General features: G+C 71.0%; 9 protein-coding genes. 3 read left to right on the top strand and 6 right to left on the bottom strand.

Annotation, left to right across the window (positions count from 1 at the left end; genetic code table 11):
• Nucleotides 1–98: 98 nt before the first annotated feature.
• The gene (locus tag GPA10_RS29685) at nucleotides 99–3,239 is read right to left on the bottom strand and encodes an AfsR/SARP family transcriptional regulator (protein WP_157168168.1); all 3,141 of its coding nucleotides are present in this window, start codon (nucleotides 3,237–3,239) and stop codon (nucleotides 99–101) included.
• 371 nt (nucleotides 3,240–3,610) lie between these two features.
• Nucleotides 3,611–7,405 (bottom strand): nSTAND1 domain-containing NTPase, encoded by a 3,795-nt coding sequence (locus GPA10_RS29695; RefSeq protein ID WP_157168169.1) that lies wholly within the window; start codon nucleotides 7,403–7,405, stop codon nucleotides 3,611–3,613.
• A gap of 429 nt (nucleotides 7,406–7,834) precedes the next feature.
• Here GPA10_RS29695 and GPA10_RS29700 point away from each other — a divergent pair, with 429 nt between their 5' ends.
• Entirely contained in the window at nucleotides 7,835–9,049 is a 1,215-nt protein-coding gene (locus GPA10_RS29700) for an alpha/beta hydrolase family protein (RefSeq protein WP_343041461.1), read from the top strand.
• 248 nt (nucleotides 9,050–9,297) lie between these two features.
• On the top strand, nucleotides 9,298–9,696 hold the full coding sequence (locus tag GPA10_RS29705) for a hypothetical protein (protein WP_157168170.1): 399 nt from the start codon (nucleotides 9,298–9,300) through the stop codon (nucleotides 9,694–9,696).
• A gap of 334 nt (nucleotides 9,697–10,030) precedes the next feature.
• Here the strand turns inward: GPA10_RS29705 and GPA10_RS29710 are convergent, their stop codons facing one another.
• The 3 genes from GPA10_RS29710 to GPA10_RS29720 form a co-directional block, all read right to left on the bottom strand.
• Complete coding sequence (locus tag GPA10_RS29710) at nucleotides 10,031–10,408, bottom strand: peptidase inhibitor family I36 protein (RefSeq protein ID WP_157168171.1); 378 nt, start codon at nucleotides 10,406–10,408, stop codon at nucleotides 10,031–10,033.
• 128 nt (nucleotides 10,409–10,536) lie between these two features.
• On the bottom strand, nucleotides 10,537–11,094 hold the full coding sequence (locus tag GPA10_RS29715; RefSeq protein WP_157168172.1) for a hypothetical protein: 558 nt from the start codon (nucleotides 11,092–11,094) through the stop codon (nucleotides 10,537–10,539).
• 604 nt (nucleotides 11,095–11,698) lie between these two features.
• Nucleotides 11,699–12,109: a RidA family protein gene (locus GPA10_RS29720; protein WP_058849084.1), complete on the bottom strand. Its 411-nt coding sequence runs from the start codon at nucleotides 12,107–12,109 to the stop codon at nucleotides 11,699–11,701.
• Nucleotides 12,110–12,185: 76 nt separating this feature from the next.
• On the opposite strand from GPA10_RS29720, the gene GPA10_RS29725 reads away from it, so the two are divergent.
• Nucleotides 12,186–12,563 carry a winged helix-turn-helix transcriptional regulator gene (locus tag GPA10_RS29725; RefSeq protein WP_157168173.1) on the top strand — a complete coding sequence of 126 codons (378 nt, stop codon included), beginning with the start codon at nucleotides 12,186–12,188 and terminating at the stop codon, nucleotides 12,561–12,563.
• A 130-nt stretch (nucleotides 12,564–12,693) separates the two neighbouring features.
• Here GPA10_RS29725 and GPA10_RS29730 read toward each other — a convergent pair whose 3' ends face one another.
• A complete protein-coding gene (locus GPA10_RS29730; RefSeq protein WP_343041462.1) occupies nucleotides 12,694–13,296 on the bottom strand; it encodes a TetR/AcrR family transcriptional regulator in 603 nt (200 codons plus the stop codon).

Below are 13,296 nucleotides of genomic sequence, written 5' to 3' on the forward strand. Positions count from 1 at the left end.
CGGCGGGGGCGGTGGGCACGACAGTCCCTGTTCGCTCGACGGTCTCGGTGTGCTCGGTGTGCTCTGCGAGCGCGGCGGGCGAGGCGGGCGAGGCGCCCTCAGCAGTCGAGGTCATCGAGGTCATCGCGGTCGTGGTGGTCGTCGTGGTCGTCGAGATCGGCCAGGTCGCCGAGATCGTCGCGGTCGTCGAGCCCGGCCAGCCGGCGTCGGGCGCGCTTCTCCCACGCGGGCATGCGCAGGACCTGGAAGGAGGCGAGCGCCGCGTCGAAGTGGCCGCGCGCGCGTCCCCGGTCGCCGAGAGCGGCGTACGCGCGGCCCTGCATGTAGGCGGTGAGCGCTGTCCCGCGGACCTCGCCGAGCTCGGCGAACACCGCGGCGGACGCGGCCAGCGGGCGGAGCGTCTCAGCGGCCCGCCGCGGGTCCCCCGGCTCCTGCGTGAGCCGCAACCGGGCGAGAGTGATGACCGCGTACGCCTCGCCGGGGCGGTGCTGCACCTCGCGGTAGTGGGGCAGTGCCCGGTCCAGATGGCGGGCCGCGGAGTCGTAGCGCCCCAGCACGATCTCCACGACGGCCAGCGTCTGCAGGACGTCGGCGAGCGCCAGCGGCTGCCCCAGCCGCTCGGCCGCTTCGAGCGCGCGCCGCAGCACCCGCTCCGCCTCGGCCTCCCGGCGCCCGGACAGGAGCGCCGAGCCCAGGCTGCGCTGCGCGAGCACGGTGCCGCGCAGGTCCCCGAGGGCGCGCAGCGCCGTTAAGGCCGCGGCGGCGTCGGCGCGGGCCTGCTCGGCCATGCCCCGGTCCCCGATCGCGAAGCTGCAGTACACGCGCAGGTAGGCGGCGAGACGCCGTTCACCGAGGGCGTCCGACCGCTCGATGGCGGAGGCGAACCAGCGCGCCGCCTCCGCCGCCCGGCCGCGTCCGGCGCCCGCGCGGGCCAGCGAACCCTCGGCCATCGCGACCCGCCGGAGGTCGCCGTCGGCCGCGGCGCGGTCGAGCGCCGCCTGCGCCATCCGCTCCCAGTCGTCCCACCAGTTGCGCAGATGGCAGATGTCGTCCAGGGCGCGGACCAGTTCGCTGGCCCGCTCGCCGTGCCCGCCGCGGGCGGCGGACTCCACGGTGGCCACGAGGCCGCAGCGCTCGTACTCCAGCCAGTCGAGCTGCGCGTCCGCCCCCGCGTGGGCCAGCGCCGCCGCCGCGTGCAGGACCCGGCGCAGCCAGCCGTCCAGGACACGGTCGACCATGTCCCGCCGCTGCGCCGGGGGTTCCTCCTCGGCGGCGCGTTCCGCGGCGTAGGCACGCAGCAGGTCGTGCAGGCGGTACCGCGGCCGGCTCTGCGTGTCGATGCGGTCGGCACGGATGAGGTTGGCGTCGACGAGCGTGTCCAGGACGTCGTCCAGGCGGTCGTCCGGTTCTCCGTCCCCGGTGTCGCCGGACATCAGGGCCGCCGGGACCCAGTACGGGACCTCGCCGGTCGGCAGCAGGCCGAGGGCGCGGAACATACGGGCGGCGTCGGGGGCGAGCCCGCGGTACGCGGTGCCGACGCAGGCCCGTACGGCCAGGTCGCCCGCGCGCAGTTCGCTCAGGCGGCGCCGCTCGTCGGCCAGCCGGTCGGCCAGCCAGCGCACCGGGCGATGCGGATGCCCCGCGAGGCGGGCACCGGCCACCCTGAGGGCCAGCGGAAGCCCCGCGCAGCCGGTGAGGAGCCCCTCGGTCGCCTCGGGCTCGCCGGCGAGGCGCCGTGCTCCGGCAATGAGGGTCAGCAGCGCATGCCCGTCCGCGGCGTCCAACGGTTCCACGTCGAGCAGGTGCGCGCCGGGAAGGGCGGCGAGCCGCGCCCGGCTGGTGACCAGGACCGCGCAGCCGTCGCCCCCGGGCAGCAGGGGACGGACCTGCGACACCTCCCGCACGTTGTCCAGGACGACCAGCACCCGGCGGCCTGCCAGCTTCGACCGGAAGAGCGCGGCCCGCTGGGATTGGGCCCGGGGAATCGCCGATCCGGGCACGCCGATGCTGAGCAGCAGGTCCGCCAGGACAGCGGCGGACGTACGGCGCGCCCTGCGGCCGTCGTCGTGGTGGACGTAGAGCTGGCCGTCGGGGAAGGTGCCCCGGAGCCGGTGGGCGAGGTGCGTGGCGGCAGCGGTCTTGCCCACCCCCGGCAGCCCGGTGAGGATGACGGTCGGCACCGCCGTCGGCGTGCTCGCGGAGTACGACACGACGTCGGTGTGCGCCGGGGTCAGCAGCGCGGCCGCACGCGCCAGCAAGGGGGCGCGTCCGACGAAGTCGGGTATCGCGGTGGGCAACTGGCAGATGGGCCAGACACCGGAGGCCGCTCGACTCGCACCGGCACGCGGAGGACGGGCACGCTCACGGGGATCCGCACCCGCACCCACTCTCGTACGCGCACTCGCAAGAACCAATGGTGATGCAGGTGACACAGGTGACGCAGAGGATGTAGGTGATGCGAGTGATATGGCTGATGTGGTCGATGTGACGGATGATGGGAGATCACGGGCTAGGACGGCCTGATGCGCCTGCCGCAGCTCTTCCCCGGGGTCGATGCCGAGTTCGTCGCGCAGCGCGCGGCGGGCCAGGGAGTAGGAGCGCAGGGCGTCTCCCGGCCGCCCGCAACGATACTGAGCGGTCATCAGCAGAACCCACAGCCGCTCGCGCAGGGGATGCGTCCGCGCCTGCGCCTGGAGGGTGGGGACCAGTTCCTCGTACGCGCCGAGCGCCAGACGGATCGCGGCGTAGTCCTCAAGGGCGGACATCCTCGCTTCCTCCAGCCTCGACGCCTCCATGTGCACCGCCTGGTGCTGCGCGAGGCTGCCGAAGGCGGTGCCGCGCCACAGGTCGAGGGCGGCCCGCAGGAACTCCGCGGCCGACCGGTGGTCACCGTCGGCGGCGGCCGTCCGGCCGCGCGCGACCAACTCGTCGAACAGCCGCAGATCCAGCTCACCGGGGAGCACCCGCAGGACGTAGCCCTGATGACCGGGGGTGAGCCGGTCACCCTCCGAGGCGTCATTGAGCACCCGCCGCAGCCCCGCCGCGTAGCTGCGCACGTTGGCCCGAGCGGACGCGGGCGGCCTCCCGGTCCACAGCACCTCGCAGAGACGGTCCACGGTGACCGGCGTGTTCGCACTCAGCAGGAAGACCACCAGAATGGTCCGCGGCTTGGGCCCACCGAGCGGAACCACCCCGCCCGCACCGACGACTTCCACGTGCCCCAGGGTCCTGAACTCCATATGACGCAAGTGCACGGCGGCAGCCCTCTCTGGTCCGGTTGAGGGGGAGCATTACCCGGCACGGGTCACATCTCCGCGGCCTCCGCGCATGCCTGGAGGTGTCCCGCCCACCAGACACCGGACCAACCGCACGCCGCAGGGGAGACCTTGACGTGAACGTCGGCGCACCTTCGACGATCACCTCTCATACTCCCGGGTACATCGACCGGGACCTGGAACTCGTCGTGGGCTTGCAGACTGATGCGCCGGGCCTTGGCGGAGGCCCGCCCCGTCCACCGAGGACGTCATTCGTGACCGGCAGGAACTGGCCGAGCAGATCAGGGCACTGGAGGAACTGGCCCGCATGGCGGCCGAGCCGTGCGGTCGGAGCACTAGCAGATCTGTCGGTACGACACTTCCGGAATATGCGTGGCCCAGTCCCGCCGCGAGATCGAGCCGCCGATGCGTCGGCAGATGTCGGTCGCTGTCTTCTCCGGAGCAACCGTGTACGTGTGCAGACGCACGTGCGCACTCGACACCCGCAGGGTGCTGCTGTCCGGGCTGAAGGAGAGGGCTCGGACCCCGCCGCCGGGGGTCGGGATCCGCGATCCCAATTGCTTGCGGGAGGCCAGGTCCCACACCTGCACCGCTCCAGTGGTGTCCGCGGTGGCCAGCAGCCGCTCGTCGGGGGAGAAGGCCAGGGTCTCCATGTAGATGTTCTTCGGGAGCTCGGTGCTGGTCAGCGCGCCCAGGCGCTGTCGCACGTGACCGTCCCACAAGGTTACGGCGTTCGAGGTGTCTGCGGCTGCCAAGTACCGGCCGCGGCGACTGAAGGCCACGGCTGTGGTGGGGTTCTCGCTCAACGTTCGACGGGTCACTTTCCCGGAGCCCACGTGGAACACCTGGTCGAGTGTGGTGACCAGGACGCGGCCGTCGGGCCTCAGCGCCATGTCTCCCTCGTCCGCGATCATTAAGGGCAGTCGGCCCGGCATGGTCCTTGCCAGACGTCGACTGCGCAGGTCCCAGGCCTCGATCCGCTGGCCGTTCAGCCGGGACACCCAGACGGTCCGCGCCTGCGGGCCGACGGCGAGTGCCGACACGTCCGTAGCGTGAGAGGCAGGCGCCGGCTTCGCTGTCATCGAGCCCCGTTCGCGGCGCCGCCCGGTGTCCCACCACGTGAAGGCCGGACCGTAGGAGTCGTTGTCCTTGGCGGCCGCGTAGCCGAAGAAGGCGCTGTCGGGGCTGAAGGCCATCACCTGGCTGATCGAGACGGCCGGGTCGAACGGGGGAGCGCCGCTCCTCGCCTGCGGGTCGGCGGGCCTGAGCCCTGCGAACGCCGTGCCGGCCCTGCCGGGACCGACGTCCCCGAGCTCGACCGTGTCCCGACCCGCGGCCCGGTGCACGGTGGCGAGCGTGCCGCCGTCCGGACTGAACAGCGCCGCGTGCACGGGTTCGTCCTGCCATGCCGCGTCGACGATGTCCCCCAAGTCGAGGGAACGCACCACTGAGACGCCCCACAGGAAGCGAAGCGTGCGGCCATCAGGATCCCATCTCAGGCTGGAGGCGGTGTTGTCTCCCCGCATCGCATGGCGCAGCACCGGGGACTTCGGATGCGTGGTCCGCCACACGAGAAGCTCGTCCTCATCCGTCGCCGCAAGGAACCGCCCATCGCGGGTGACAGTCATTTCCCGGAGACCGGGGTGGCGAACGGTCCACTCCTCCGTGCCCGAAGAGAGATCCCATGCACGGATGCCGGCACTGGTCATCAGGGCGACCTCGCGGCCGTCGGCACCGAACTGCAGCCCGTCGCACTCCGTGCCTGGAGCCGTCAAGGGGCGTGGGGTTTCGGCTTTACGGCGCTTGGCGATGTCCCACAGCTTCACGGATCGACCGTCGTCGCACAGGGCCATCCACCGGTCGTCCGGACTGACCGCCACCGGAGCGAACGGGCCCATGCCCCTCTCGTCGTCGACCGTGCTCCGGTGCTCGATCGACAACTGGCCGCCTTTGACATCCCACAGCCGAAAGACTCTGTGGGCGCCGACGCTGCTGGCGACAGCGAGACTACGCCCGCTCGGGCTGAAGTTGCCCGAACGGTACGAGGAGAGGGCGGCAGGCCGCAGATCGCCGGTGCGCCGACCGGACTTCAGGTCCCAGATCTGCATGCCGTCGTCGGTCCCCAGGGCAAGGGCGCTCGCGTCGTCGGAGATCAGCGCGGGCGGACGCCTGTCAGGCGTGCCGGTCACCTCAGTCGAAGGCGTGTCCAGCCCGAAGGAGGAGCTCAGCTGCCGATGGGCCCGCACATCCCAGCGCCGTACGCGCTCCTGGCCCACACGCACCCATGTCCGGCCGTCACCGCTCAGGAATCCTCTTGCCACGGGATCAGCATCGGGTTCGTGGAAGACGTCCTTCTCTCTTTGGGAAGCGGCTTCCACCAGGGCCGAGCGCGACTCGGGAACATCCGCCATCCGGTAGGCCGCGACGCTCAGCCGCTGCGCTGTCCTCGGGTCGCTGACGCGCAGGCTGCGCGCCACTTCGGCCACCCGACGCGCAACTGCTCGCAGTTGCTCCTGCTCACGTGAGTGTTTCTGCTGCCAGGCCAGCACCCCCGCCACCGAGGCGAGGACGAGCAGCAGCGAGAGCGCACCCGTACGGATGCGTCGGGTCCTCAAGCTCCGCTTCCGGCCCGCGACGCTGGCGTCGATGAAGTCCCGCTCCAGGGGTGTCAGGTCGTCCTGGCGTCCGACCGCACGGAAGGTCTCTTCAGTCTGGACGAGCTGCGTTCCCCGCAGCAGCCCTCCTCTGTCGCGCTGTTGGTCCTGCCAGTTCCGTGCCGAAGCCGTCAGGCGCCGGTGGCGGCGCAGGCGTTCCCGGTCCTCCTCGATCCAGGTGTGCAGGCGGGGCCAGCCGGTGATGAGGGCCTCGTGGGCGAGGTCCACCGTGTCGTCGTCGAGCGTGATCAAGCGGGCACGGGCCAGCAGGTCCAGGACGAGCGCGACGTCATCGTGGGAGGCGGTGCCGACATCCACTTCGCTGCGGTCGACCGGGCGGCGGGTGTCCGGGGAGCCCTCGCCGGGGGTGATCAGCCGCAGCAGGATCAGCCGGGCCAGCACGGCGTGAGCGGGGGAAAGGCGGCTGTAGACCGCTTCGGCGGTCTGCGCGATCGCGCCGTGCATGCCGCCTGCCGCCTCGTACGCCTCCATGGTCAGCGCGCGGCCGTGGCGCCGGCGCCAGGTCTCGCGCAAGGCGTGCGAGAGCAGCGGCAGGCCGCCCGGCTCGCCGTCGGCCTCGTCCACCAGGCGGGCGGTCAGCTCACGTTCGACGATCAGTCCGCCGGCCTGGGCAGGTTTGACGACGGCCTCGCGCAGCTCGGCCGGCTTCATCGGCCCCACCAGCAGGTTGGCCTGTCGCAGGGCGTCGGCGAGCTCGCGGTGCTCGGCGCAGCGGCTGTAGAAGTCGGCGCGTACACCGAGGACGACGCGCAGTCGGCTCGCGGGCTCGGCGGCGGTGAGCAGGAGGTCGAGGAAGCCGACTCGCTCCGCGGTGTCGTGACAGAGAGTGAAGATTTCCTCGAACTGGTCCACGATCAACCAGGTGTCGCCCTCGCCCGGGGCGGGCGTGAACACGGTGCCGTGGGTGCGCAGCGGATGCTCGCCCGGGGTGAGGATCCGCACCGCCGCCGGTCGATGCGGTCCCTGAAGCCCGCGCAGGCGGGGGATCAGCCCTGCCCGCAGCAGGGACGACTTGCCGCTGCCGGAGCGCCCGAAGACCGCGAACACCCGGTGCTGAGTCACCGCGTGGACCAGTGCGTCGGTCAGCTCGTCCCGGCCGAAGAAGAGCTCTGCATCGCCCGCCTCGAACCGGGCCAGGCCACGGTAGGGCGAGGGAACGCTCTCGTCCGTATCGAGGTCGGCCACCCGTGCCTGCTCCGCGACCGCCTCGCGCCAGCGCTCCTCCCATGCATGCTCATCGCCGCCGCACGCCCGCACGTAGGCCAAGGTCACCGACAGGGTGGGTAATTGCTTTCCGCCGGCCGCTCTGGACAGGGTGGTGACGGAGACTTCCGCCTGCCGGGCCATCCGCCGGTAGGTGATGCCGCCCGCTTCCTGACGCAGCTTGCGCAACTCCAACGCGAACCGCTGGACCGGCCCAAGCCCCGGATCGATCTGCCTCTCCGGACGCCCCATGCCGCTTCCTTCCCCCGTGCCGCACCGGGACCTACAGAGGCGTCTTGTCCCACCACGTGCCCCGCCACGGCGAAAGACACCATAACGCCAACCTGAGCCTGTGACCTGCCTCTTTCATAAACAGGCCAGTTGAAAGGCCCCCGCTCGGCTCCGGTCGGGGGGGAGGAGCGCACCTGGGCCGGCACGCGGATCGCTCCCCTTGTCGGGAGTCATCGACACACCGCACTCCCACGCAGGGGCCGGCCCGAGTGGGCGGCGTCGTGCCGGGCGGCGCAAGTGACCCCAGGGTGTACACCCACGGGACGGTGCTCGCGCGAGACGTCAACCGGTGGGCCGATGCTGTGCGGGAGGGGCAGGTGACAGCGTTCTCTTGTGCTCGCGGCCCGACGGTTGCGGCACGGTTGACGTTCCGCCACCACGGGAGGGCTCGTGACCACCACGACATTCATCAGCCATAAGGGCATGACGCGCCGCAGCGCGCTCGGAGCCGCGCTGGCCGCAGGGGCCGCCCTGCCGCTTGCAGGTGGTGCGGGCCGGGCCGCCGCCCGGCCCGCGACGGCGCGGCTCATGCTGCCCGCGCCGACCGGACCGTACCCGGTGGGTACGGTCCAACTGCACCTTGTCGACCGGTCACGTCCGGACGACATCGCGGGTACGGGGCACTTCCGCGAGCTGATGGCCACCGTCTGGTACCCCGCCCGGGACGTCCGGCGGTACCCGGTGGCGCCCTGGATGCCGGCCGGTGCGCTACAGGCGTTCCTCGCCGATGCCGGGTTCGGGGATCTGGCCCCTCTGGGGCCGCTCTCCTCCGGCCACGTGGGCGCTCCGGTGCGGCGATCGGGCCGACGGCTGCCCGTGGTTGTCTTCTCGCACGGCGCGCACAGCCACCAGGGCGACCACACCGTCACGGTCCAGGAACTCGCCAGCCGCGGCTACGCAGTCGTGACGGTGGCTCACCAGTACGACACCTACACCGAGTTCCCCGACGGCCGGATCGCCGTCCCCGTCGACGACGAGCGGGCGCCGACACTGCCCGGCGACTTCGCCGCCGATCTGCGCTTCGTCCTGGACTGCGTCGAGCAACTCGCCGCCGGGAGCAATCCCGACGTCGACCGCAGAGAACTGCCCGCCGGGCTGCTCGGCTCCCTCGATCCTCGGCGCGTGGGCGCGTTCGGCTGGTCGAAGGGCGGGACAGCCACCGCCTGCGCCATGCTCGCGGACGAGCGCATCCGTGCCGGGCTGGGTCTCGACGCCCCGATGCAGATGAACCCGCCCCTGACCGGCGACTTGGTACGGCCGTTCATGATGATGTCCGCCGAGTTCACCCGGGCCACGAACCCCGAGGTCGCCGCGTTCTGGTCGCACCTGCGGGGCTGGCGGCTGAACCTCCGGGCCCGGGGCGCCGTCCACATCTCGTACGGTGACAATGAGGCGCTGTTCCCACAGGTGGCGAAAGTGCGCGGGTGGAGCGCGCGGCAGCTCCAGGACGTGATCGGCACGCTCGATCCCGTCCAGGCGGTGAGGATCCAGCAGGCGTACCCGGCGGCGTTCTTCGACAAGCACCTGCGCCACCGCCAGGGACACCTGCTCGACGGGCCCTCTCCGGCCTTCCCGGCAGTGACGTTCGTACGCGGCACCGGATGACGGCTGGTGCGGCACCCCGCCGGGCTGCGGTCCAAGGCCGCCGGTGGCACGGTGCACTGCGCACCCCAGCCACCGGAGGCGCGGTGCCCGGCGGTGCCCCCCGGAGGGAGCGGGGACCGTCAGCTGTCCGGCCGGGCGTCCCCCTCCGCGGCCCGGTCGAACGACTGGTTCCTGTCTGTCCCGGCAGCCACCGTTCACCGACACTGCTACCGACCGGCCCTCTCACCCACACCGTCTCGGGAGCACACATGGAGGAACGTGCACGCCGTGCCCTGGGCGCCACGGCAGCGATCATCGCCGTGGCGGGTACCCTCACTCTCGCCTCACCCGCTCCCGCGAGCGCCGAGACCACCACTCACTGCACGTCCGCCATCGGCTTCCGGGACACCCTCACGCACCGCGGCACCCTGCACGCCAAGTTGGAATCCTGTCCCGGCTTCACGGACTCCGGCGCGCCCTACATCTTCACCGTCGACGCGTACTACTCCACGGAGGTGTACGGGCTGCCTCCCGTCGTCGGCCTCGTCCGCCGCGACAACCAACTGGCCGACTGCACCGCCGTCACGGTGGACGAAACACATCTGAAGGCCACCGGCTGCCACATCGTCAATCAACCGCGACCCGAAGCCGACCGGTCTTCGCGCTGAACGTACTCCTGCCCCTGCCCCGTGCCCCCTGACCCTGTCCCTGACCTCGGATCTATGATCCTTGCCCGGTCGCCTACGATCCCGTGTCATGGCGATGTTCGTGCACTTGACCTCGGCGGCGAACGCGCCGCGCATCCGGCGGTCCGGGATCCGGGCGGTCAGCCCTGATGGTCGGACGCTACAGCGACCGGGCACGGGACGCCCAAGCCACGGTTTCCGCGGCGCGAGCGGCGAGCGTCCGGGAAGCAGTGGAAGCCGGCCGCCACCCGCAATGACCACTGACCCCTGACAGGCACAGGTCACGACTGATCAGGCGCCGCGGCGGCCGGACCGCTCAGCAGCGGATGGACGACGCGGTGTCGTTCTCGTTGCCCGGGAGGTTGACGCGGAAGCCGTTCCTCATGTCGTGCGAGGCCCCCCGGAAGTGCTCGTGCTCGAACCAGTAGCACGTGACACCGGAGTCGTTGGACCACGAGGACATCTGGTCGTTCATCCGGACGTTGTGCAGCGACCAGCGGTCGTCCCCGCGCTCGAAGGCGACGCCGCCGCCCCTGAAGTTGCCGTCCTTGTAGATGCAGAGGCTGTTGGAGGGGCAGTTGGAGCCGGAGAAGTGGCGAACGGTGGTCGGGCCCGAGGAGGGTTCGGCCGCCGCGGGGCCGGCGCTGAGGCCGACAGTCATGAGCGTGGCGGCCAATAAGGCGGTGCGGAACATGGGGTCTCCCGTTCGTGGTGTAGGTGTAGGTGTAGGTGTAGGTGTAGGTGTAGGTGTAGGTGTAGGTGGAGACCGGCGCCGGCCTCGTGAAGCGGGTGCGGCCGGCGCCGGAAGGTGCGGCCAGGGGCCTACAGGAAGGCGACGGAGGAGGCTCGGTCGTTCATCGCGTCCCCGACGTAGGAGGTCGCCTGCCGGTACTCCTGGTGGGTGCCGCCCGTGCCGGGGGCGTCCCACAGTTCGAGCCAGCAGGTCACTGTGGTCAGCGAACTGACCGCGTTGTCCATGCCGCCGGTGAGGTCGGCCTGGTGGTCCCTGCCGTTGCCGCTCTGGCATCCGCTGCCTGCGCTGTAGATGACGGACGTGCCGCCGTAGTTCGAGTGCTGGTAGACGATGCCGAGCTGGACGTCCTGTGTTCCCCGGGCACCGGAGGGGGCCCTCAGCCGCTCGACCAGTCTCTGGTCGATGTCCTCACCGGATAACGGCGCGTCAGTGATGCGTCCGTCGGTGGTCGACGCGATGGCCTGGCGGAAGGTGCTGAAGCACTGCGACGTGCCGGTCTCGACATCGACGACGCAGTTGTCTGCGGGCTGCGGCTGAGGCTGAGCGGCCTCGGCCGTCGTGGTTCCTACGGCGGCGGCCAGCAGGGCGGTCGAACAGGCGAGGGCTATGCGTGATGTGTGTGACAACACGGATCACTCCGATGGGTGTGAGGTGTGAGGTGTGAGGTGTGAGGTGTGAGGTGTGAGGTGTGAGGTGCGAGGTGTCAGGTGCGAGGTGTCAGGTGCGAGATGTGGAACGTGATGTGCGATGCGCGAGGTGCTTGATGGTTGCTGTACTCGACGATCGAGGTACTCGCGTTCCACTCCGGCGCGTGTACAGCCGGGGGCGTTCACCGTTCGTCAGCAGCCGGTGCGGGCTCACTCGCCGACTCGCGGCGACTGTTGCGTCCACCGACTCGGGCTGCTCGTACCGTTCTACAACCGCCCCGCGCGGCGTGTCGCGCCCGTACCGTCATGGGAACTGACCGAGCATGACCGGCTCCGCTCCTGCTGGTTCGGCGCCCGACATGTCCGAACGGTGGCTGCGATCACGGCGCCGGCGCCCGCGCGTCGCACCGGGCTGTCCGTTCCCTGTCCGTTCCTGTCCGTGTCTTGTCCATCTTTCGCCCGTTCTCTGCCCGGACGGTGCGGGAGCTTCGGCTCCCGGGGCCTCCTCCCGATGGGGTCAGTCCAGCCTCCCGATGGGGTCAGTCCAGCCTCCCGAAGGGGTCAGTCCAGCCTCCGGAAGGAGTCAGTCCAGGAGCGCCGTCGCCTCGACCTCGACGAGGACGTCCGGCTCGAAGAGGTACTCGACGCCGATGAGGGAGGCCGGAGGAGTGGGGAGCGGAAGGCCGATCTCCTCGGCGACGGCCTCCACGCCGGCCATGAAGTCGCCGATCTTCTCCGGGCTCCACCGGGTCACGTAGAAGGTCAGGCGCAGCACGTCCGCGAACGACGCGCCCGCGCCCTCCAGTCCGACGGCGGTGTTGCGCAGCGCCTGGGCGACCTGCCCGGCCAGATCGCCGGGCGCCACCGGGGTGCCGTCGGCCTGGCGCGCGACCTGGCCGCTGACGTGGACGTGCTTGGTTCCGGTGCCCACGGCGACGTGGTGGTAGGGGACCGGCTGCAGCATGCCGTCCGGGGTGAAGCGCTGAACAGTCATGGTTCTGTCTCCTCGCAGTAGGTATATGTAAGCTACTTAGTAGGAGAAAGATACTTCAACGAGACCAGGTTTCACCATGGATACCGTCGGCGAGCTCCGCATCGAAGCCCCCCACCGTGAACTGCTCGACCAGATCCTCGACAAGTGGTCGCTCAGCGTCCTCAACGAGCTCTGCGAACGCCCGTGCCGCTTCAACGAGTTGCGCCGGGCCGTCCCCCAGGTCACACAGAAGTCGCTGACGGCGACGCTGCGACGCCTCGAACGCAATGGCGTGATCGAGCGCGAGGTCGTCTCCACCCGCCCCGTGGCGGTCCGCTACCAGATCACCCCTCTCGGGAAGACCCTGCGGCACCCCGTCGACGTGCTGCTGGCATGGACCTCACAGAACATGCCCGCCATCGAACGCGCACGCGCGGGATTCGACGCGCGGGAAGCGGGGGAGACCGGCGTCTGACTCCTCGGGCACGCTGCTCGGCGGCCAGGAAGCGAGTGACGCCGTACTCGGCCGCCGTGTCCAGCGGCCCCTCCTTGTCGCCGAACAGGCGGTAGAGGGCGGGCGGCTGCCAGGTTGTGGCCGCCGTGTGTCATCGGGGCGCTCGCTGGCCGTCAACGACGTCCGTGGTGGCATCCAGCCAGCAGCCGGCAAGCAGCCGGGCCACCATGGCGTGCGCGTCCTCCCGCTCGTAACCGGGGCCCAGGATGCAGAGGTTGCCGATGGCCCGCGTCAGTACGTACGCGTTCACGCCGGGGTCCAACCGCCCGCGAGCCACGGCGTCGTCGACGAGCAGCTCACACGCCGGTACGAGCTTCTCGAGCATCAGGGAGTGCAGCGTGTGGAGGCTGGCGTCGTCCGACTGCAGGGCCGCGCCGAGCCCGTGCTTGGTGGCCAGGAACTCGACGAACGCTTCGGCCCACCGGGACAGGGCGCTCCTCGGATCGGCCGAGCCGGCCAGTTCGGTCGCGAGGGCGGCGCACTCGTCGATCTGATGCCGGTAGACCGCGACGACCAGCTCGGCCCGATGGGGGAAGTGCCGGTACACGGTGCCCAGGCCCACCTGGGCGCGGCCGGCGATGGCGCGAATGGGAGCGTTCACGCCCTGCTCGACGAACACCTGGGCCGCTGCCGACAAGAGCGCCTGACGCGTGCGCTGCGCTCCGGCCTCCCGGGCGCCACCTTCTCTGGGCAC

This window comes from Streptomyces typhae (assembly GCF_009755605.1).
Lineage (GTDB): Bacteria > Actinomycetota > Actinomycetes > Streptomycetales > Streptomycetaceae > Streptomyces > Streptomyces typhae.